General features: G+C 74.2%; 18 protein-coding genes. 9 read left to right on the forward strand and 9 right to left on the reverse strand.

Annotation, left to right across the window (positions count from 1 at the left end):
• Positions 1 to 187: 187 nt before the first annotated feature.
• A complete protein-coding gene (locus ACIGAN_RS09860) occupies positions 188 to 622 on the reverse strand; it encodes a hypothetical protein (protein WP_365090494.1) in 435 nt (144 codons plus the stop codon).
• Between the two features lie 160 nt (positions 623 to 782).
• On the reverse strand, positions 783 to 2,147 hold the full coding sequence (locus ACIGAN_RS09865; protein WP_399856502.1) for a phosphatase PAP2 family protein: 1,365 nt from the start codon (positions 2,145 to 2,147) through the stop codon (positions 783 to 785).
• Between the two features lie 356 nt (positions 2,148 to 2,503).
• On the opposite strand from ACIGAN_RS09865, the gene ACIGAN_RS09870 reads away from it, so the two are divergent.
• The 5 genes from ACIGAN_RS09870 (at position 2,504) to ACIGAN_RS09890 (ending at position 8,099) form a co-directional block, all read left to right on the forward strand.
• Positions 2,504 to 5,569: an FG-GAP-like repeat-containing protein gene (locus ACIGAN_RS09870; protein ID WP_399856504.1), complete on the forward strand. Its 3,066-nt coding sequence runs from the start codon at positions 2,504 to 2,506 to the stop codon at positions 5,567 to 5,569.
• Positions 5,570 to 5,700: 131 nt separating this feature from the next.
• Positions 5,701 to 5,985, forward strand: coding sequence for a DUF4190 domain-containing protein (locus ACIGAN_RS09875; RefSeq protein ID WP_365090485.1), 285 nt, complete (start codon positions 5,701 to 5,703; stop codon positions 5,983 to 5,985).
• A gap of 159 nt (positions 5,986 to 6,144) precedes the next feature.
• Positions 6,145 to 6,636: a DUF4396 domain-containing protein gene (locus ACIGAN_RS09880; RefSeq protein WP_399856506.1), complete on the forward strand. Its 492-nt coding sequence runs from the start codon at positions 6,145 to 6,147 to the stop codon at positions 6,634 to 6,636.
• A gap of 130 nt (positions 6,637 to 6,766) precedes the next feature.
• Positions 6,767 to 7,318: a hypothetical protein gene (locus ACIGAN_RS09885; RefSeq protein ID WP_399856508.1), complete on the forward strand. Its 552-nt coding sequence runs from the start codon at positions 6,767 to 6,769 to the stop codon at positions 7,316 to 7,318.
• Between the two features lie 109 nt (positions 7,319 to 7,427).
• Positions 7,428 to 8,099: a DUF305 domain-containing protein gene (locus ACIGAN_RS09890; protein ID WP_399856510.1), complete on the forward strand. Its 672-nt coding sequence runs from the start codon at positions 7,428 to 7,430 to the stop codon at positions 8,097 to 8,099.
• A 119-nt stretch (positions 8,100 to 8,218) separates the two neighbouring features.
• On the opposite strand, the gene ACIGAN_RS09895 is transcribed toward ACIGAN_RS09890, so the two are convergent.
• The 4 genes from ACIGAN_RS09895 to ACIGAN_RS09910 form a co-directional block, all read right to left on the reverse strand.
• Positions 8,219 to 9,457, reverse strand: coding sequence for an NAD(P)/FAD-dependent oxidoreductase (locus tag ACIGAN_RS09895; protein ID WP_399856511.1), 1,239 nt, complete (start codon positions 9,455 to 9,457; stop codon positions 8,219 to 8,221).
• A 103-nt stretch (positions 9,458 to 9,560) separates the two neighbouring features.
• Complete coding sequence (locus tag ACIGAN_RS09900; protein ID WP_399856513.1) at positions 9,561 to 10,505, reverse strand: RNA polymerase sigma-70 factor; 945 nt, start codon at positions 10,503 to 10,505, stop codon at positions 9,561 to 9,563.
• Between the two features lie 10 nt (positions 10,506 to 10,515).
• The gene (locus tag ACIGAN_RS09905; protein ID WP_365090468.1) at positions 10,516 to 10,941 is read right to left on the reverse strand and encodes a hypothetical protein; all 426 of its coding nucleotides are present in this window, start codon (positions 10,939 to 10,941) and stop codon (positions 10,516 to 10,518) included.
• 476 nt (positions 10,942 to 11,417) lie between these two features.
• Positions 11,418 to 12,071: a TetR/AcrR family transcriptional regulator gene (locus tag ACIGAN_RS09910; RefSeq protein ID WP_399856806.1), complete on the reverse strand. Its 654-nt coding sequence runs from the start codon at positions 12,069 to 12,071 to the stop codon at positions 11,418 to 11,420.
• Positions 12,072 to 12,186: 115 nt separating this feature from the next.
• On the opposite strand from ACIGAN_RS09910, the gene ACIGAN_RS09915 reads away from it, so the two are divergent.
• The 4 genes from ACIGAN_RS09915 (at position 12,187) to ACIGAN_RS09930 (ending at position 16,683) form a co-directional block, all read left to right on the forward strand.
• On the forward strand, positions 12,187 to 13,218 hold the full coding sequence (locus ACIGAN_RS09915; protein ID WP_399856516.1) for a medium chain dehydrogenase/reductase family protein: 1,032 nt from the start codon (positions 12,187 to 12,189) through the stop codon (positions 13,216 to 13,218).
• A 305-nt stretch (positions 13,219 to 13,523) separates the two neighbouring features.
• Positions 13,524 to 14,705 carry a sensor histidine kinase gene (locus tag ACIGAN_RS09920; RefSeq protein WP_365736217.1) on the forward strand — a complete coding sequence of 394 codons (1,182 nt, stop codon included), beginning with the start codon at positions 13,524 to 13,526 and terminating at the stop codon, positions 14,703 to 14,705.
• A complete protein-coding gene (locus tag ACIGAN_RS09925) occupies positions 14,702 to 15,406 on the forward strand; it encodes a response regulator (protein WP_399856518.1) in 705 nt (234 codons plus the stop codon). The genes ACIGAN_RS09920 and ACIGAN_RS09925 overlap by 4 nt, the downstream gene beginning before the upstream one ends.
• Positions 15,407 to 15,510: 104 nt before the next feature.
• Complete coding sequence (locus tag ACIGAN_RS09930) at positions 15,511 to 16,683, forward strand: serine hydrolase domain-containing protein (RefSeq protein ID WP_399856520.1); 1,173 nt, start codon at positions 15,511 to 15,513, stop codon at positions 16,681 to 16,683.
• 9 nt (positions 16,684 to 16,692) lie between these two features.
• On the opposite strand, the gene ACIGAN_RS09935 is transcribed toward ACIGAN_RS09930, so the two are convergent.
• The 3 genes from ACIGAN_RS09935 to ACIGAN_RS09945 form a co-directional block, all read right to left on the reverse strand.
• Positions 16,693 to 17,370, reverse strand: a complete 678-nt coding sequence (locus ACIGAN_RS09935) for a response regulator transcription factor (RefSeq protein ID WP_399856522.1) — start codon at positions 17,368 to 17,370, stop codon at positions 16,693 to 16,695.
• Positions 17,367 to 18,602: a sensor histidine kinase gene (locus tag ACIGAN_RS09940; protein ID WP_365090447.1), complete on the reverse strand. Its 1,236-nt coding sequence runs from the start codon at positions 18,600 to 18,602 to the stop codon at positions 17,367 to 17,369. Before ACIGAN_RS09940 ends, ACIGAN_RS09935 begins: the two co-directional genes overlap by 4 nt.
• A 107-nt stretch (positions 18,603 to 18,709) precedes the next feature.
• Positions 18,710 to 20,917: an MMPL family transporter gene (locus ACIGAN_RS09945; protein ID WP_399856524.1), complete on the reverse strand. Its 2,208-nt coding sequence runs from the start codon at positions 20,915 to 20,917 to the stop codon at positions 18,710 to 18,712.
• Between the last annotated feature and the right edge of the window lie 197 nt (positions 20,918 to 21,114).

Raw genomic sequence — 21,114 nt, forward strand, 5'->3', positions numbered from 1 at the left:
CCGCCAGCGGTGAGCCTCTGGCCAGTGCCCCTCGACCGTACGGGTTTCCCCGAGGGCTAGCGTCAGACGAGACGGAGCATCCCGCGACAGTCTTCCGGTAGACCAATGTGTCCACAGGCTGTGGACGGCCCGGCCGCGCCAGGGGCATGCGCCCAGTACCGGCTCTTTGCGGTGGTCCGGTGGGGTGTCAGTCTGCTACTGGCAGCGCTGCCGCCACCGCGTCGCGCTCCTTGCGGCCGAGCAGGGGGAAGGTGATCTTCAGGCTGTTCTCGCTGCCGGGGGCGGAGATCACGAAGGACGAGTTCAGTACGCGTTCCCTGATCTCCGAGCGGACCAGGCCGGCGCGCGGGATGGTCATCAGGTGCTCTTCCGGGCGGGCGAAGGTCGGGCTCGCGCGGAAGATGAAGATGCGGCGGTCGGTCATCGCCAGGTACATGGGGGTGGGCGTCGGGACCACGGCCATGGCGCCGGCGCTCATGAGGGCCGAGGCCGCCGCGAAGGCCGCCGTACGGCGCACCGAGACGGAGCTCAGGTTGACGACGGACGTCACCTCGACCTGCTCGCCGGGTTCGAGCAGGGGGGCGACGGCGGCCAGCAGCAGTCGACGGCGCTTTCCGTTCACGGGCGGTACTCCTGAGGGTCGGTGCAACCGGCGGAGGGGGCTCCTGTCCGGCAGATGATCGTCCGGCTCGCCGGATCGCCGTCGCAGAGTACCTGTGGCCGGAAAGCGTCTACAGGCTGGGTCCGGCCCGGCCGGGCCGTCGCCGGCGGGCCGCGTGGCGTCAGGACGCCTGGGCCGGGGTCGGCCGGGCCTCCGGTTCCGGTTCCGGATCCGGCAGGGGAGGCGTGGGGGCCGGGTCCCAGCGGCGCGTTGTGCGGAGGTAGCCGTAGATCACCGACGTCATCGCCAGGATGAGCACCGGGCCGGATATCTCCGGGTGGCGGGCCATCTCCGTCGGCAGGTAGCGGTACGAGACGAGGAGCGCGAGGAAGATCGTCGTGCCGTAGGTGACCAGGTGGACGCCGGAGCGGTCCCAGCCGCGGTCGGCGGCGCGCAGGGCTCCCTCGACCGTGAGGGCGAAGACCACGCCCGCGATGAGGTCGACGCCGTAGTGGTAGCCGAAGCCGAGCGTCGCGGTGAGCGTGGCGATCAGCCAGAACGTGCCCGCGTAGCGGAGCAGGCGGGGGGCCCTGCGGGTGTGGAGGTAGATGGCGAGGGCCCAGGCCGTGTGCAGGCTGGGCATGCAGTTGCGCGGGGTGATCCCGTCGTAGGTCATGGGCAGCGGGGTGGTGACCGGCGGCAGGGTGTGGGGCCACAGGTCGGCCACCGCCCACTCCACACCGCCGGTGCCGGAGGCGCCCGGGCCGTAGGCGAAGACCGGGCCGACGACCGGGAAGAGCATGTAGACGCCCGGGCCGAGGAGGCCGATCAGCAGGAACGTGCGGACCAGGTGGTGGCGCGGGAAGCGGCGCTCGGTCACGACGTTGCGCAGCTGGTAGCAGGCGACGACGACCGCGGCGACGGCCAGTTGGGCGTAGACGAGCTGGAGGAGGTGCGGGCCGACGGGGGCGGTGGCCTGAAGCGCCCGGCCCACCAGCCACGACGGGTCGCCCAGGGCGTGGTCGGCGGTGGCGACGTACTGGTCGAGGACGGTCGGGCGGGTCTTCGACGTGATGAACAGCCAGGTGTCGCCGATCTTGCGGGCGGCCACCAGCAGCAGGCCCAGGCCGACGCCCTTGAGGAGCAGGACGCGTTCGGGGCCGGTGCGGCGGGTGAGGGCGATGACGGCGGTGCCCAGCATCACCCACAGCGCGCCCGTGCCGAAGGAGACGCCCTCGGGTATCTCGGCACCGGCCGCCCAGCGGATCAGCAGCAGGACGGTGTCGATGCCGACCGCCGTGCCGGCCGCGAGGAACCGCTGCCGCCAGGTCAGCACCACCATCATCAGCGCCAGCCCGCCGTACAGCGGGCCCGACTTGGGGGCGAGGACCAGGGCCTGCAGCTGGGTGGTGATCGGGCCGGGTTCGCCGTAGTGGCGGGAGGCGGCCTCCAGGGCGATGAGGAATCCGCACACCACCAGGCCGGCCGCGGACCACAGCACCGCGCGTCCGTGGCGCCACGCGATCCGTGACGTCTTGCCGCTCATCCGCTCATCCGCGAAGACACCCGCGATGCTCCAGTTTTTGATCGTTTGATGAGATCGAACATGTTATCGGAGGGCCGCCGCCGAGTGGCCGGAACGGCGGGAACGGCCGGAACGACGGCAGGGGCGGCGCCGGGAACGGCCGGAGCGGCGGCCGGAGCGGCAGTCGGGAACGGCCGGGGCGGTGGGACGCGGATCGTGCGCGGGATCGTCTGTCGATCATGGACCGGACAACTGCTACGATCCGGCCACTCACCTGGGGGGGTGTCCGAAACGCCGGCCGCGCAGGCTCGTGACCCGCGGCGCGACGGCGCGCACACGCCTGCCCCGCCCTGCCTACATCCCCGGAGAGGTCCTGCATGGGCAGACGCGCGCTCGTTCGAGGCGCCACCGCCGTCGCCGTTTCCCTCACGCTCGCCGTCGGTCTCGGTTCGCTGACCGCCGGGAGCGCGCACGGCGAGGCGGTCGCCGGAGAGGTGGTCGTCCCGGCCACCACGTCCGCCGTCCCCTGGACGAGCCTGCTGAGCGCGGGGCCCTCCGGGTTCCTCCGCTACGAGCAGGGGCGCGGTCACCTGTGGACGAGCTACGCCGGGGCCGACACGGTCGTCGACGCGTCCGGCTGGGACTCCTACGGCACCACCGCCTCGGGCGCGGGCACGGACGTCGTCGCCCGCTACGACCAGTCGGCCCGGACCGTGACGCTGCGCGACATGGCCTCCGGTGAGGTCCGCGAGGTCGCGCTCCCCGAGGGGCACACCTACTACAGCACCCTCGGGTCGACGGTCGTCACGACCACGGGGAAGGCCGGCACCGACACCGTGCTGCACCTGCTGGCCCCCGGCGCGGACGGCTCGGTCGCCGACCGCACGGTGACGGGTCTGCCCTCCGGCAGCCATCTGTGGCACTCCTCGCTCAGTGACGCGCGCGGGCAGATCGTGCGGTACCGCACGGGCGACGACGAGTTCACCGGCTGGCTCGACGTGGCGCAGGGGCGGCTGACGACGCTGCCGTACGAGGTGAAGGCGTGGTACTCCCTCGTCGCGCTCAGCTCCACCCACCTGGTGTGGTGGCACGACGGCACCCTGTTCACCGTCCCGCGCGCGAACCTGACCGGCACGCCGCGGACCATGCCGCTCGCCGATGTCGGGCAGGTGCTGGGCCTGGTCGGCGACCGCGTCATCGTGTCCCGGTACGACGCGTCCTTCGGCCGCAGCAGCACCCACCTCCCGGTCTGGCGGGTCGACGCCGTCCCGCTCGACGGTTCCGCGCCCCGGACGATCCTGGCCCGGACCTCGCGGCAGGCCATGCCGACCCCGGACGGCGGGCTCCTGATACCGGGCGGTGCCCACCCGGACCAGTGGGGCGTCTCCCTCGTCGCGCCCGCCGACGGCGGCGGGGTCACCGTGCGCAGGGTGGCGGACGCGTACCCCGCGCGGGCCGCCCACACGGTCTCCCGGCTGACCTACGCCCAGGGCAGGCTGACCACCGTGGAGGAGGACCCCGCCGGGGAGTGGACGTATCTGCACACCCGGGAGACCGGGGTGAGCGGCTCCCCCACGGCGGGCGCGCGCACCAACCGCGGCCGCCTCGACCTGGTGCCCTACGGCGAGGGCGGCCCGCGCCTGGCCGACACCGGGGACGGCCGCACGATCGTCTCCGGCTACGGCGAGGACAGCGCCGCGCAGCCCCGCCTGCTCGGGCCCGGCCAGTGGATGCCCGGCACGCGGATCGACGGCTCCCGCACCTACGTGCCGGTGACTGCCGCGAGCGGCCGGTTCGCCGCGCTGGCCGCTTCGTTCGACAGCGCCGAAGCGGGGCGGACCCGGATCGTCGACCTCGACTCCGGGCGCACGGTGTACGAGACGACGGAGCGGGTGAAGGCGCTGTGGGGCACCACGGCGTGGCTGTCGTACGGCAGCGGCGGCGTGATCCCGGTCGACCTGCTGACCGGGCGCGAGGGCGAGCCGGTGTCGTTCGGGCGCGGGTGCCTGCTGGAGAACTTCCAGGCGGTCGGTCACCGGCTGCTGTGGCAGTGCGTGCTCAACTCGGAGGGCCTGGGCGTCTACGACACCGTCACGAAGCGGGAGACGACGCTGGTCTCCGGTGACGTGTGGGGACAGGCGCAGCTCGGTGACGGCTTCGTCGCGCTGTCCGACGAGGGACAGCTCAAGGTGATCGACGTGCGGGGCGAGACGCCCGTGACGCGCACCGCCGGAGCGTTCGAGGGCAACGGCTACCACACCTGGGACGTCGACCCGTACACCGGCGTGATCGCGCAGCTCCGCTCCGACAACTCCGTCCGGCTGACGCCCAGCGGCATTCCCGTCTCGCCCCTCGTGCAGCGGGACGCCACCGTCGCCGCCTCGGTGGACGTCAAGGGCGGCGCGGCGCAGTGGGGCCCGAAGTGGTGGCTGAACAAGCCGGCGGCCTCCTGGCAGCTGGTGATCGCCGGCAAGGCCACCGGCAAGGCCGTGCGCACCCTCTCGGGCGGTCAGGCGCGCGGTGTGGTGGCCCCGGCGTGGAACGGCAAGGACGGCGCCGGCCGGCTGGTGCCCAACGGTGCCTACACCTGGACGCTGACCGTCACCCCCGCCGACGGGCAGGGCGCGGCACTGACGAGGACGGGCACGGTCAAGGTCACCGGCGCCGCTCCGGCGTGGCGCGACTTCACCGGCTCGGACGGCTTCGGCGAGTTGCTGACGCTCAACGGTTCGGGCGGGCTGACGTACCAGTCCGGCACCGGGACCGGGGTGTTCACCGGGAAGACGACGGGCTCGGGGTGGCCGGCGACCGTGAAGGCGGTGCCGTTCGGCGACCTGAACGGGGACCGGTGCAACGACGTGCTCGTGCGGTTCGCCAGTGGCGCGCTGCGCGCCTACCGGCCGGGGTGCGGCAAGGCGGTGACCCCGTCGACCGCGTACACCTCGCTGGGGACGTCCGGCTGGACCCAGTACGACGTGCTGACCTCGCCGGGCGACGTCAGCGGTGACGGACGCGCGGACCTGATCGCCCGTCAGGCCACGACCGGGGACGTCTACCTCTACAAGGCGACCAGCACGGGGAAGCTCGCCACCCGGGTGAAGATCGCGTCGAAGTGGACGGGCTACAAGAAGGTCCTGGGCGCCGGGGACCTCGACGGCGACGGCCACGGCGACCTGCTCGCGCAGGACAAGTCGAACGAGCTGTGGCGCTACGGCGGCACCGCCACCGGCGGGTTCAAGGCCCGGGTGAAGGTGTTCGCCGACTGGGGCGCGTCCTACACCGCGGTCGTGGGCGTCGGTGACATCACCGGCGACGGCCGGGCCGACCTGGTCTCCCGCGACTCCTCCGGCAACGCCTGGCGCAACAACGGCGACGGCAGGGGTTCCTTCGGCGGCCGCACGAAGATCGCGACCGGATGGCAGGGGTACAAGGCGCTGTTCTGACGGCGGCCTCCGCCCCGGCCCGGCACACGGGTGACATGGGAACGCGACAAGGGGGCATTCGGACAATCGAGCCGAACGTGAGGTCACGAACGGCTCGTTCGGTCCGTGTCATCGACAACTGGGAGTCTCCCATGACGAGTTACGGCAGTTCCCCTGCCGCGTCCTCCGGATCGCGCACCAACGGCATGGCGATCGCGAGCCTGTGCTGCGGCATCGTCGGGCTGTTCATCCTGAACATCATCCTCGGCCCGCTGGCCATCGTCTTCGGTGTCGTCGCCCGCCGCCAGGGGCCCGGGAACGGTGCCGGGATGGCCAAGGCCGGCATCATCCTCGGCGTGGTCGCCGTGGTGCTGTGGCTCGTGATGCTGGCGGTCGCCTCCAGCAACGGCGGGTTCAGCTGGTACGTGGGCGGCTAGCGTCCGCCCGGGCGGACGACGGCGCGAGGAGCGCGTGCGGGTGGGCATCGGCAGGTCAGGGCCGGTGCCCACCCGCAGTGCTGTCCGCCCCCGTGAGGCTTCGCGTGTCGTGCCTCAGTGGGGTCGCCGTATACCCCCCAGGGGTATATTCTGCGAGTCATGGACCACTCCACGCACGATCACGCTCATCACGCGTCACCCCACGACGCCCGTGCGGGCGCCTCCTGGGGCATGGCGGTCAGGGCGACGCTGCACTGCCTGACCGGCTGCGCCGTCGGCGAGATCCTCGGCATGGTCATCGGGACCGCGCTGCGCTGGGGCAACGTGCCCACCATGGCGCTGGCGATCGCGCTGGCCTTCCTGTTCGGCTACTCGTTCACCCTGTTCGCGGTGGTGCGGGCCGGACTGAGACCGAAGGCCGCGATCAAGGTGGCCCTGGCCGCCGACACGGTCTCGATCGCCGTCATGGAACTCGTCGACAACACGATCATCGCGCTGACGCCCGGCGCGATGGACGCCCATCTGTCCGACGGCCTGTTCTGGTCGGCCCTGCTCGGCGGGTTCGCGGTCGCCTTCCTGGTCACCACGCCGGTCAACAAGTGGATGATCGGCCGGGGCAAGGGACACGCCGTGGTGCACGCCCACCACTGACCGGCCGTCCGCCTGCCGGATACGGGCCGGGGGTATATTGCCCGGGACCACACCCACGTACGTCCAGGGTCCGAGGCACTTCCAGGGCCCGACGCGCATCCCGTCCCCGCGGAGGTCGGTCACCGTGGCCGTGAGCCGGTACGCACGAGCGGCGGGCGCCCTCGGGCACCTGCTGCTCGTCGTCGTGCTCGCGCTCGGCGTGTTCGTCATGCACACCATGGGCCACCCCTTTGAGGCACACGGCTCGGGGTCGGGGCAGGCCTCGCACGCGGCGGTGGCGGTGCCGCAGCCGGCGTCCGCGTACGAGCAGCCGGCGTCCGCGCACGAGCAGCCGGCGTCCGCGCACGAGCAGGAGGCCTCCGCGCACGAACAACCGGCCGCGCACCAGCAGGAGGCCTCCGCGCGGGAGCGGCCGGCTTCCGCCGCCGGGGACGCGCCGCATCCGGTCGCCGCGGGGCACTCGGCCTCCACCGACCCGCCCCTGGGCGCCGGGGACATGGCCTCGCTGTGCGTGGCGGTCCTGCTCGCGGTGTGGGTGCTCACCGCGCTCGTCCGGTCGGCACTGGCCCGTGAGTCCGGCCGGCTGACGCGGCTGCACGCCCGGGCCCTCGCGGCGGTGCGCCCCGACCCCCCGCCACCCCGCGGTCCCGATCTCACCCTGCTGTCGGTCCTTCGGCTGTAGGCCGAGACACCTGAGCGGGCGCGCAGCTTGCGCGGTCCCGCCGTCTCGCATGCCCGAGAACAGCCCGAGAACAGCCCGAAGACCGGACGACACCGAGGTGAAAGACACCATGACCGCCTTCACGCGTGCCCTGCGCCGCACCCCCGCCCGCCACGCCGCGACGGTGACCGCCGTCGCGGCGGGAGCCCTGCTGCTGGCCGCCTGCGGCAGCGGCGACGACACCGGCACCACCCACCACGGGGGCGCGTCGGCCACGGCCGGAGCGCGGCCGGGCACCGGGTCCGGCGACCCGGCCGGTGCGTTCAACGACGCCGACGTGCGGTTCGCACAGCTGATGATCCCGCACCACGAGCAGGCCCTGGAGATGTCCCGGCTGGCCGAGGGCCGGGCCTCCGACGCGGAGATCGAGGAACTCGCCCGGCGGATCGAGCGGGCCCAGGACCCTGAGATCAAGGCCATGAAGGGCTGGCTCACGTCCTGGGGCGAGCCCACCGGCGCCCCGTCGATGCCCGGCACCGGACACGGCGACGGCCACGGCGACGGACCCGGCGACGGGATGATGAGCGAGGCCGACATGGACCGGCTCGCGGACCTGAAGGGCACGGCGTTCGACAGGGCGTTCGCCCGGCTGATGATCGCCCACCACGAGGGCGCGATCGCCATGGCCGAGGTCGAGCGGCGCGAGGGTGCCGACCCCGAGGCCAGGAAGACGGCCCGCGCCATCGTCAAGGGCCAGTCCGCGGAGGTCGAACAGCTCCGGGACATCCTCGGCCGGCTCTGACCGCCACCGCCGCCGCCCGGCCGCCGCCACCGCCGCCGGGCCGTCGACACCTGGGCCGTCGCGGCCGTCGCGGCGGCCGGGTCCCGGGTCCACGACCCGGGCCCGGCCCGTCGTGACCGTCAGGCCGCCGCCTCGACCGACGGGTTCGCGGGGGCCGTCGCGGGAACGACCCGCCGGCGGCGGGCCGGGCCCAGGATCGGGTGGGCGACACCCCAGGCCGCGCCCTTGCAGACCAGTTCCTTGTAGCGGGCGGCGAGCCGGCCGGTCAGGGCCGCGTCGACGGCCCGGTCGTCGGCGGTGACGTACTGGATGAGGCCGTCCCGGCGGCCCAGCGAGACGCACTGGTTGAAGTACCGGATCGACACGTCCGGGAGCTTCCCGCCGGTCAGCCGGGCCGCGATGGCGTCGGCGGCCTGCCAGGCCATGGGCACGCCCGACGCGCACGACATGCGCAGCGGCTTCCCGCCGGGGCCCGTCGCGAGGGCCGCGTCGCCGATGGCGTACACGTCCGGGTGCGAGACCGAGCGCATGGTCCGGTCGACGACGATCCGGCCGGTGTCGGTGACCTCCAGGGCGGTGGCCCGGGCGATCGGGTGGACGGCGAAGCCCGTGGTCCACACGGTGACCGCGGCGGGCACGGAGCCGCCGGCGGCGGTGGTGACGTGGTCGGCGGCGACGGAGGTGACCTCGGTGTGCTCGTGCACGGTGATGCCGAGCCGGTCGGTCACCTTCCGCAGGTGCCGGCGGCCGCGGGGCGACAGCCAGTCGCCGAGGCCGCCGCCGGCGACGAGGGCGACGTCGAGGTCCGGGCGGGCCTCCGCGATCTCGGTCACGGCCTCCAGACCGGTGAGGCCGCCGCCGACCACGACGACGGGCTGCCCGGCGTCGAGACGGGCCAGGCGCTCGCGCAGCCGGAGCGCTCCCGGGCGGCCGGCGATCTCGTGGGCGTGCTCGGCGACGCCGGGCACGCCCCGGGCGTCCCAGCTGCTGCCCAGCGCGTAGACGAGGGTGTCGTACTCCAGTTCCTCCCGCGACGCGTCCGCGTCCCCGGGCTCGCCCTGCCCCGGCGTGCCGGAGGGGTGCGCGGCGGTGACGGTGACGGTCCTGCGGTCGACGTCGACGGCGGTGACCCGCGCGAGCTTCAGGGCGACGCCGGTGTCGCGGAACATCTCGTCGAAGGGCCGCGGCGTCAGGTCCTGGCCGACGGCGAGCTGGTGCATCCGCACGCGCTCGACGAAGTCGGGCTCGGCGTTGACGAGGGTGATGGCGACGTCGTCGCGGTGCAGGCGCCTGGCGAGGCGGCCGGCGGCGATGGCGCCGGTGTATCCGGCGCCGAGGACGATGATGCGGTGCTGCATTTCCTGGCTCCTGTCGTCTGCGGATTCACCCCTTGAACCGGGTGGTCCGCCGTTTCCTGACAGAAGGGCGGTGTGAAGCGGGTCACATCGTGGCGGGTGCCCGTCAGAAGATCGTGGCCAGGGGTTCTCCGTGGTCGGTGGCCGCCCACCGCCGGGTCGCGCGCTCCAGCTTGTCGGGGTTGACCTGGCTGCGGAGCGCGGCGATGCCGTCGGCGGTGATCTCCAGGCTGATGGTGCCGAAGACGCGGCCGCCGACGACCGCGAGGAGGGCGGGGCCGCCGTTGACGGTGGTGGCGTACATCTCGATCGAGCCGCCGACCAGGGCGCGCTGGGCCTTGCCCGGCTTGAACATGCCGCGCAGGAACTTCGCGACCGCGAGGGCGCCCTCGAACGCCCGGGCGCGGGCCGGGACCTTGCCGCCACCGTCGCCGATCGCGACGGCGTCCTCGGTGAGCAGCCGTACGAGCGGTTCGGTGCGGCCGCTGGTGGCGGCGGCGAGGAACTCGTCGATGACCCGCCGCGCGGTGGCCTCGTCGACCTCCGCGCGGGCCTTGCCCGCGGCCACGTGCCGCTTGGCGCGGTGGAAGATCTGCTGGCTGGCGGCCTCGGTGAGGTCGAGGATCTCGGCGATCTCCCGGTGCGGGTAGCCGAAGGCCTCGCGCAGCACGTACACCGCCCGCTCGTTGGGGGTCAGGCGCTCCAGCAGGGTGAGGACGGCGTAGGAGACCGAGTCGCGCTGTTCGGCGGTGTCGGCCGGGCCGAGCATCGGGTCGCCGGCCAGCAGCGGCTCGGGCAGCCACTGGCCCACGTAGGTCTCGCGGCGGGCGCGGGCGGAGGTGAGCTGGTTGAGGCACAGGTTGGTGAGCACCTTGGTCAGCCAGGCCTCGGGCACCTCGACGCGCGCGGCGTCGGCGGCCTGCCACCGCAGGAACGTCTCCTGCACGGCGTCCTCGGCCTCGCTCGCCGAACCGAGGAGCCGGTAGGCCATGGCCTCCAGGCGTGGCCTGAAGGCTTCGAACCGGTCCACGTCCTCCGCGGTCAGGGGCATGGCCCGGATCCTAACGCCCGGGGCGGCCGGGCCGGGCGCCGCCCGGGGCGAGGCGGTGGTAGGCGGCGCGGGCGTGGGCGACGCGGGACAGGGCCGTGCCGACGAGGGCGGCGGCGAGCAGGCAGCCGAGCCAGGTGGTGTCGCGGTGGCCCGCCCAGGTGAGGGTGCCCATGGGCGGGATGCCGAACGCGTTGAGGAACAGCCAGCACAGCACGGCCGTGCCGGGGGCCGCGGTGAAGCGGGCGCACAGCCCCAGCACGGCGGCGAGCAACGACAGGGCGGCCAGGGCCAGTTCGGGCCGGCCGGGTCCGACCAGGCTGTTGAGGAGCGCCACGAGCACCAGCGCGCCGCCGAAGGCCCCGGCCCAGACCAACGGCGTCGCCACGGGCTGCGGGACGGGTCTGACCCCGGTCCTCAGGGGCCTCCACTCGATCATGCCGGCGGTTCCTTCCGCTCTCCTGCACTGCGATTGTGCCCCCGCGCGGTGTGCCCGGGGCACGGTCGGGGGATATGGCGCCTTCGCGCGGTCGTCATCCGGCCGTTCCCGGCGTGTGGCGTCCGGTGCCTCAACTGCCGGCGGGGGCAGTGCTCTTGAGGGTCTCGGCCGCGGGCGCGGAGACCGTGCGGCGGTCCAGGCGCCGGGCGAGGGGCCCGGTCCAGCGGGCGGCGGGCGGGCCGACGGCGACCGGGACGAGGACGGAGGCGGTGGCCGGCGAACGCGCGGCTGATCGGGCGGTCGTGCCGCAGCGCCGCGTGCGGGGCCGCGCCCACGGCGGCGGGGAGGCGGGCGGGGTGAGCGCGCCGCCCGCGAGGCCTGCCCCGCGAGCAGGGCGGCGCGGACCGGCAGGTGGACCGCCATGGGCAGATCCTCCGGTCCGCCGGCCCTCCGCCGGTCCTTCGGTCCGCCGGTGGTCAGCCGGCCGGCGTCGGGTCCGTCAGGGCGTCGAGTTCGGCGGCGAAGAGCTGTGCCGGGTCGAAGCCCATGCCGGTGAAGTGGCCGGCCAGTTCCAGGGACAGCACGCCGTGCAACCGGGTCCAGAAGGCCAGGGCCCGGCGGAGGGTCGCGGGCGGGGCGGGGTGGCCGTCCGCCCACGCCCGGTGGGCCGCGAGGTGCTCGTCGAAGGGGGTCGCCGCGCCGTCCGGGGGCGCGGGCAGCGCGGCGCAGGCGTCCAGGAGCGTGGCCATGGTCTCGGACGCGATCGCGGTGATGTCGCCGGGCGCGTGATAGCCGGGCACGGGCGTGCCGTAGACGAGGAAGTACCGCTGGGGGTCGGCCAGGGCCCAGGCGCGCAGGGCGTGCGCCAGCGCCACCACGTCGGGGCCGTGCTCGGCCGCCGTCGCGCGCAGGGTGTCGGCGAGGCTGCGGTACGCGTCCCTGACCAGCTCGGTGATCAGCTCGTCGCGCCCGCCGAAGTACCGGTACAGCGCCGGTCCGCTCATGCCGAGCTGCTTGGCGATCGCGTTGAGGGAGAGGGCCGACGCGCCCGCCGCCGCGATCTGCTCCCACGCCCGTTCCTTGATCTCCGCGCGGACCTGGGCGCGGTAGCGCTCGCGCGGGCTCTTCATCGGCTCTGCCTCCGTCACAGTTAGAGGCTATCACTGGAGTTATTGACACTCTCCCCGCCGAGGAGTTACAACTTCTAACGAACACGAGAGACAGTCACCATCAGTGGAGGGCGTCATGGACACCGAAGAGCGCGTCGAGGTCGTACTGCCGGGCGAGGTCGAGCCGGAGGGACTGGAGATCCGCCGCGGCTCCGTCCCCGTGCCCGGACCCGGCCGGCTCCTGGTCCGGACGGAGGCGACCGGGGTCTCCTTCGCCGAGCAGCAGATGCGCCGCGGCCGCTACTACGACCAGCCGCCGTTCCCGTTCGTCCCCGGCTACGACCTGGTCGGCACGGTGCTGGCGACCGGTGAGGGCGTGGCGCCCGAACTGGCCGGCACGCGGGTCGCCGCGCTGGTCAAGGTGGGCGGCTGGGCCAGCCACGTGCTGGTCGACGCGGCGGACGTGGTGCCGGTGCCGGAGGGGATCGGCGCGGCCGAGGCGGAGACCCTCGTCGTCAACGGCATCACCGCCTGGCAGATGCTGCACCGCAAGGCCCGCGTCCGCGCCGGACAGACCGTCGTGGTGCACGGCGCCAACGGCGGTGTCGGCTCGGTCCTGGTCCAGCTCGCCCTGGCCGCGGGCGCCCGGGTGATCGGCACGGCCTCCGCACGCCACCACGAGGCCCTGCGCGCGCAGGGAGTCGTCCCCGTCGACCACCGCGCCCCCGGCCTCGCGGCCCGGCTCCGCGCGCTCGCCCCCGGCGGGGTGGACGCCGTCTTCGACCACGTCGGCGGCAGGGGCATCGTCGACTCCTGGCGCCTGCTCGCCCCCGGCGGCACGCTCGTCTCCTACGGCAGCGCCTCCACCCGGGACGCCGAGGGGTCCAAGCAGTGGCCGGTGCTCAAACTGCTGATACGGGTGTGGCTGTGGAACGCCCTGCCCAACCGGCGCCGCGCCCGCTTCTTCAACATCTGGGCCGGCCGGGCCCTGGCCAAGGACCGCTTCCGGTCCCGGCTCCGCGCCGACCTCGGCCAGGTCTTCGCCGCCCTGCAGCGCGGCGAGGTCACGGCCCGGATCGCCGCGCAACTGCCCCTCACCCGGGTCGCGGACGCCGTACGGCTGGCCGAGTCCGGCACCGTCAGCGGCAAGGTCGTCCTCATCCCGTAGCGCCGCCTGCGGTGGAGCGGCCCCGCGGTCGGCGGAGACCGCGCATCGACCGGGGCGTCCACCCCACGGCGACGGCTCCCGGGGCGGGCCTGGACGCCTGGCTCCGGGACCTGAGGGCGACGGCCGAGGCCCGCGGGTCCGGTACGACCACGCGCGTCGCGGGCACCGTCCGGTCCGCGGCGCGGTGACGCCGGGCCGCCGCCCCAACGCCCTTGCCCGACCGCCCCGTTACCGTGTCCGGCAGCCGGCCCGGCGGACGACGGGCCAGGACGGGGCGTACGGGTGACGGGACGGGGGCGTACGGGGTGACGGGCATACGCGGCAGGCTGCGCGACGCGTGGGAGCGGGGACGGCAACGCGCCGCCGCCCGGCCGCTCCTGGTCGATCTCGGAATCGCCCTGCTCGTGCAGGGCGCCATGACCATGCCGTTCCTGGTGCCGCGCGACCCCGCGCTGCCACCGGCGACCTGGGGGGCGTACGGGCTGAGCACCCTCGCCGTGCTGCCCCTGGTGTGGCGGCGGCGCGCCCCGCTCGCCGTGCTGTGCGCGGTGCTGGCCGCGAGCGCGCTGTACCGGCTGACCCTGGACGGGCCCGGGCAGCCCCTGCCGTACACCGGGCTGGTGGCCGTCTACACCGTCGCCGCCCTGTCGCCCGCGCCGCGGCGGCTGCTCACCGGACTGCTGCTGCTCGTCGCCGTACCGGCGGGGGTGTGGCTCAACACCCGGTCGGCGCGCGAACTGACCTTCTCCTGGTTCGTGTTCGCCGCCGCCTACGTCTTCGGACGGCTCACCGACGCCCGGCAGCGCGCGCACCGCGTCGAGGCCGAGCGGGCCGCCGCCCGGGAACGGGCCCGGATCGCGCGGGAGATGCACGACATCCTCTCCCACGCGGTGAGCCTGATGATCGTGCAGGCCGAGGCCGGACCCGTGGCGGTGCGGGCCGCGCCGGAGCGGGCCGAGGCCGCCTTCGACGCCATCTCCGCGACCGGCCGGGACGCCATGGCGCAGCTGCGCCGGATGCTGGGCGTGCTGCGCGACGGCGACGAACCCGGCGGCTCCCCGCGCGCCCCGCAGCCCGGCCTCGCCCAACTGCCCGCCCTGCTCGACCGGGTGCGGGACAGCGGCCTGGACGCCCGCTACCGCGCCACGGGCCGGGCCCGCCCGGTTCCGGACGGAGTCGGGGCCACCGTGTACCGGATCGTCCAGGAGGCCCTGACCAACACCGTCCGGCACGCCGGCGCCCGTACCGTGACGGTGGAACTGGACTGGAGGAGCGAGGAGTTGGAGATCCGGGTGACGGACGACGGGTGCGGGCCGCGGCCCGGGGCGCAGCGCGGCGGCGGACACGGGCTCGTCGGGATGCGGGAGCGGGCGGCGGCGCACGGCGGCACCGCGGCCACCGGAGCCGGGCCGGACGGCCGGGGCTTCGGCGTCCGCGTCCGTCTCCCCCTCCCTCTCGCCCCGGCCGCCGCGGAGGTGGCGGGGTGACCATCCGGGTGGTCGTGGCCGACGACCAGGAACTGGTGCGCAGCGGCTTCGCCCTCATCCTGGACGTGCAGCCGGACATCGAGGTCGTCGCGGAGGCGGCCGACGGGGCCGAGGCCGTCGAGGCGGTGCGGCGGCACGCCCCCGACGTGGCGCTGCTCGACATCCGGATGCCCCGCATGGACGGCATCGAGGCCTGCCGGGCGATCAGCGCGGCCGGGAACTGCCGCACGGTGATGCTCACGACCTTCGACTCCGACGCGTACCTGTACGAGGCGCTGCACGCGGGCGCCGGCGGGTTCCTGCTGAAGGACGTCCGGCGCGACGACCTGGTGCACGCGGTGCGGGTCGCCGCCCGGGGCGACGCGCTGCTCGCGCCCAGCGTGGCCCGGCGCCTGGTGGAGCAGTACACCCGGCCGCCCGCCGCCCGGCCCCGCAGGCCCGACCCCCGGCTGGAGGTGCTCACCGCACGCGAGCGCCAGACGCTGCTGCTGCTCGCGCGCGGCCTGTCCAACGCCGAGATCGCCGCCGAACTGGTGGTCAGCGACCACACCGTGAAGACGCACGTCGGCAACGTGCTCGCCAAGCTGGGGCTACGGGACCGGATCCACGCCGTGATCTGCGCGTACGAGACGGGTCTGATCGCGGCCGGTGAACGCCGCCCGGACGAGCCGGAACGGCCCGTTCCTCCCCCGCGCCGGTGAGCCGCCGGCGCCCCGGAACCGCTCGCTCGGGCGATCCGCCGGGCGGGACCGCCGCGAAGGATGGAGCCGTACCCGACAACGGCTCACCATCCCGGAGTTGACCCATGAGGACCCGAACCGCACTGCTGGCCGCCGTGCTCGCCGTGGGCGTGGCCGCCGGGCCGTCCGTCCTGCCGGACCCCGCCCACGCCGCCCCCGCCGCGGCCACCGCGCCGTCCCCGCGCAGCGTCCCGCACGCCGCCCTGGAGGCCGCCCTCGCCGGTCTTCCCGACGCCGACGCGACCGCCGCCCTCGTACGGGTCGGGGGCACGGAGGGTGTCTGGCACGGCAGTTCCGGCGTGCACGACCTGCGGACCGGCCGGCCGGCCGACCCGGCGGCCCGGTTCCGCGCCGGGTCGGTGACCAAGGTCTTCACCGCGGCCGTCGTCCTGCAACTGGCCGCCGAGGGCCGGCTGGACCTCGACCGCACCGCCCGCTCCTACCTGCCCGACCTCATCCCGGCGTCGTACGCGGGCGTCACCGTGCGGCAGTTGCTGAACCACACGCACGGCATCCCGGCCCCCGACGTCCCGGGCACCACGGTCGAGGAGTGGTACGCGCAACGCTTCCGGGTCCACGACCCGCGGGAGATGGTCCGCTCGGCGACCGCGAAGCAGCGGGAGTTCGCGCCGGGCGAGCGGCAGCACTACCTCAACATCGGCTACACGATCGCCGGTCTGCTCGTGGAACGCGTCACCGGCGACCGCTACGAGCACCAGCTCGCCCGCAGGGTGCTCCGGCCGCTGGGGCTCGGGGACACGTACTCCCCGGGCCGCGACCCGCGCATCACCGGACCGCACAACCACGGCTACCAGCGGATGCGGCTGGACGACGGGACGACGGGGCTGCGCGACGTGTCCGTGTGGACGAGCACGGACGGCTGGGCGGCCGGGGACCTCGTCTCCACCACCAGGGACCTCGAACGGTTCGTCCGCGCCCTGTTCCGGGGCCACGTCGTGCGCGGGCCGCTGCTGGAGGAGATGTTCACCCTGCCGCAGGTGACCGACCTCGGCAGCGGCCGGCCGGCCGCGTACTCCGCCGGCCTGTCCATGAAGGTGCTGGGCGGACGCGAGGTGTGGGGCAAGACGGGCGGGCGCTGGGGCTACAACGCGGCCGTGGCGTCCACCCGCGACGGCTCGCGCACCCTCGTCTACAGCGTCAACTCCACCGACGCCAAGGGCCCGGAGATGAACCGGGTGGCGGAGCACCTCATGGTGGCGGCCTACGGCAGGCCGTAGGCGGCCCCCTCACACCGGGGGCGTCGCGCGGACCAGACCCGTCTGGTAGGCGATGACGACGAGCTGGGCCCGGTCGCGGGCGCCGAGCTTGGTCATGGCCCGGTGGATGTGGGTGCGCACGGTCAGCGGGCTGAGCACGAGGTCGTCGGCGATCTCGGTGTTGGAGCGGCCCTCCGCGGCCAGGGCCATCACCTCGCGCTCGCGGACCGTGAGGTCGGCCAGGCGCTCCGGCGGCGCCGCATCCGCGCCGGGGGCCGGTGCCATGAGGAAGCGGGTGATCAGGGAGCGGGTGGCGCCCGGCGACAGCAGTGCCTCGCCGGAGGCCACCGTGCGCAGGCCGGCCAGCAGCGTGTCGGCGGTGACGTCCTTGCCGAGGAAGCCGCTGGCCCCGGCGCGCAGGGCCTGGGCGACGTAGTCCTCGGTCTCGAACGTGGTGAGGATCAGCACGCGGGTGGCGGCCAGCTCCGGGTCGGCGCAGAGCGCGGAGGTGGCGGCCAGGCCGTCGGTGCCGGGCATGCGGATGTCCATCAGGACGATGTCGGGGCGGTGGGCGCGGGTCAGCTCCACCGCCTCCCTGCCGTCGGAGGCCTCGGCGACGACCTCCATGTCCGGGCAGGAGTCGATGAGGATGCGGAAGGTGGCCCGCAGCAGGGCCTGGTCGTCGGCGAGCAGCACCCTGATGCTCATGCGGTGGTTCCTTCCGGGAGGTGGTCGGCGGGCTGCAGCGGCAGGGCGGTGGTGACCTCGAAGCCGCCCTGGGGGCGGGGGCCGGCGCACAGGTCGCCGCCGATGGAGCGGGCCCGCTCGCGCATGCCCATCACGCCGAAGCCGCGGCCCTGGGCGGGCTCCGCCCTGCTGGGGCCGTCGTTGGTGACGGTGATCAGCAGACGGGAGCCGGTGTAGGCGAGCCGGATGTGGGCGGCCTCGGCGGCGGCGTGCTTGGTGACGTTGGTGAGGGCCTCCTGCACGATCCGGTAGGCGGTGAGGTCGACGCCCGGCGACAGCGGCTGCGGCTCGCCCTCCGTGCTGACGGCGACCTCCAGGCCGGCCGACTCGCAGGCCGAGACCAGCTCGGGCAGCCGGGCCAGACCGGGCGACGGCTCCAGCGGACCGGCCCCGTCGGTGTCGTCGTTCTCGCGCAGCAACCCGAGCGCGGCCTTCAGCTCGCGCAGCGCGGCGGAGGTGGTGCCGGTCAGGTCGGTGAGAATCTTCCGGCTCTGCTCGGGATCGGTGAGGGCGAGGTGGGCGGCCGTGCCGGCCTGGGCGTTGGCCAGCGCCATGTGGTGGGCCACCACGTCGTGCAGCTCGCGGGCGATGCGCACGCGCTCCTCGGTGACCCGCAGCCGGGCCTCCTCCTCCCGGGTGCGCTCGGCGTGCTCGGCCCGGGCCTGGACGGCGTGCAGATAGGCGCGCCGCATCCGGGTCATCGTGCCGGCGGCGAGGGGCAGCAGCAGCCAGAAGAAGGGGCCGATGGTGCGCAGCAGCAGCGAGAGGTGGTCCATGGAGTCGGCGAACACGGCCGCGACGGTCACCGCCAGCATGGTGACCAGGCCGTAGACGCGGAGGGTCTTGCGCGGGGAGACGGTGGCCAGCCAGTACAGCGCCGCCATGATCGGCGCCAGCAGCAGCGGTGTGAGCAGGTAGCCCTTCGCCACCGCCGCCACCGTGCAGGCCGTGTTGACCAGCACGACCGTGCGCGGATAGGCGCGGTGCTTGAGCAGGAAGAGGCAGCCCACGCCCATGAGGACGATTCCGGTCGTGTCCCGGGCCGGCGTGCTCGCGCTGGGCAGCGTCAGGGAGGTGCCGTAGGTCGCGCAGGCCATCAGCGCCAGCGCCGTCGCCAGGTCGACGAGGAAGGGGCGGCGGTGGGCGAACTCCTCCAGGCGGTCCGCGTACCGCCGCTCCGGGCTGGTGATCATGAGGGCTCTCCGGTCGGTGGACTGTCACCATCGTCATCGATGCGGGGTGGGGACGCCCGAGGGGCCGCCCGTGTCCTTCGCCACGGGCGGCCCTGCGACGGGTCCGGCTAGGTACGCGCCGGTTCCAGGTCCCGGGCGCTGTCCGGGGCGGGTCCGGCCGCCGGCCGGGTGAGGGCCTCCCCCTCCACGTCGACCCGGGGCAGCAGCCGGTCCAGCCACTTCGGCAGCCACCAGGCCTTGCCGCCGAGCAGGGCGAGGACGGCCGGCACGATCGCCATCCGGACGACGAACGCGTCGAACAGGACGGCGGTGGCGAGCCCGAACCCGATCATCTTGATCATGGAGTCGCTCTCGCCGATGAACCCGGCGAACACCGCGATCATGATCAGGGCGGCGGCCACGACCACCCGGGCGCTGTGCCGGAAGCCGGACACGACCGCCCGCTCGGGCGTCTCGCCGTGCACGTGGGCCTCCCGCATCCGCGAGACGAGGAACACCTCGTAGTCCATCGCCAGGCCGAAGACGATGCCCACCAGGAAGATCGGCATCAGGCTCATGATCGGGCCGGTCTGCTCCACCCCGAACAGCTCCGCCCCGTGCCCCTCCTGGAAGACGACCACGACCGCGCCGAGGGAGGCCAGCACCGACAGCAGGAAGCCGAGGGCCGCCTTCAGCGGGACGAGCAGCGACCGGAAGACCACCAGCAGCAGCACGACCGCCAGGCCGACCACCACGATCAGGTAGGGCACCAGCGCCGCCTGCACCTTCGCCGCGATGTCGATGTTCATGGCGGTGGTGCCGGTGACCTCGTAGCTCGCCCCGGTGTCCGACTCGACGCCGGGCCGCTCGTCCCGGATGGCCGTCACCAGGTCCTCGGTCTTCTCGTCGGTCGGCGCCGTCGACGGCACGACCGAGAAGACGGCCGTGTCGCCGGCCTCGTTGAAGCGGGCCGGGGAGACCGACACCACGCCCTCGGTGGCGCCGATCTCCTCGGCGACCGCAGTGACGGCGCCCTTGGGGTCGGCGGCTCCCGCGGCGTCCACGACGATGGTCAGCGGCCCGTTGAAGCCCGGCCCGAAGCCCTCGGCGAGCGCGTCGTAGGCGCGGCGTTCGGTGGTGGACACCGGCTTCGCCTCGTCGCCGGGCATGCCCAGCTGCAGGCCGGTCACCGGCACGGCCAGGGCGCCGAGACCGAGCACGCCCAGGAGCAGCACGGGCACCGGGCGGCGCAGGACGTAGCGGGCCCAGCGGGTGCCGCCGTTGGCCTCGGTGCTTGCCTCGATACGGCCGCTCCTGCGGGCCTTGCGGGTCAGCACGGCGTTCGGCCAGAAGCCGAGGAACGCCGGCACCAGGGTCAGCGCGATCAGCACCCCGACGACGACGGCGCCCGCCGCGGCCAGCCCCATCTTGGTGAGCATCGGGATGCCGACGACGGCGAGCCCGGCCAGCGCGATGACGACGGTGAGCCCGGCGAAGACGACCGCGGACCCGGCGGTGCCGACGGCCAGCCCGGTCGCCTCCTGCGGCGTGCGGCCCTTGGCGCGTTCCTCGCGGTAGCGGGAGACGACGAACAGGGCGTAGTCGATGCCGACGGCCAGGCCCAGCATCATCGCCAGGGTGCCGGTGGTGGTGGACAGGCCGAGGGCGCTGGACAGGGCGAGGATCGTGGCCATGCTCACACCGACCCCGATCACGGCCGTGAGCAGGGGCAGCCCGGCGGCGGCCAGCGAGCCGAAGGTGACGAGCAGCACGACCGCGGCGATCGCGACACCGATGATCTCGGCCGCGCCGCCCGGCCCGCCCTCCTCGGCGAGCGCGGTGCCGCCGGCCTCGACGGTCAGGCCGGATTCCCGGGCCTGGTCGATCGTGCGCTCCAGGTGGGCGCGGCTGGCGTCGGTGAGGTCGGCCGCCCCGACCTCGTAGGTGACGGTCGCGAAGGCGGTCGTGCCGTCCTTGCTGATCGTCTTCGCCCGGAACGGGTCGACGGCGCCCGCGACCTGCGTCCCGTCGCCCAGCCGGCCGACGGCCTGCTCTATCGCCTCCTTGTTCGCGGCGGCGGTCACCTTCTCGCCGCTGGGCGCGAGGAACACCACCCGGGCAGTGGCGCTGTCGGCGGTGGCTCCGGGGAAGCGCTCCTCCATCAGGTCGAACGCCTTCTGGGACTCGATGCCGGGCATCGAGAACTCCTCGTCGACGGCGCCCGGAGCCTTGAGGGCGCCCAGCCCGACGGCGGCCAGGACGGCCGCCCAGACCAGGGCGACGTACCAGCGTCGCCTGAAGGCCAGACGGCCCACTCGGTACAGGAAAGTTGCCACGGCAGGAGGTCTCCACATCTGGTGTCGATCGTCCGCCCAGCGTCTCCGTCCGAGGGCCCTCCCGTCGTCGTGCGGCTGCCGACAATCCGGGGTACTCGCCACGCAGTAGGACAGGCACCCGGGTCAGCCTCGGGTACGAGATTTTCCGGGCCTTCCTCCGCCTGCTGTGCTACCGTCGTTGTTGTTGCAGTTTTGGT

This window comes from Streptomyces sp. NPDC085931 (assembly GCF_044540565.1).
Taxonomy (GTDB): Bacteria; Actinomycetota; Actinomycetes; order Streptomycetales; family Streptomycetaceae; genus Streptomyces.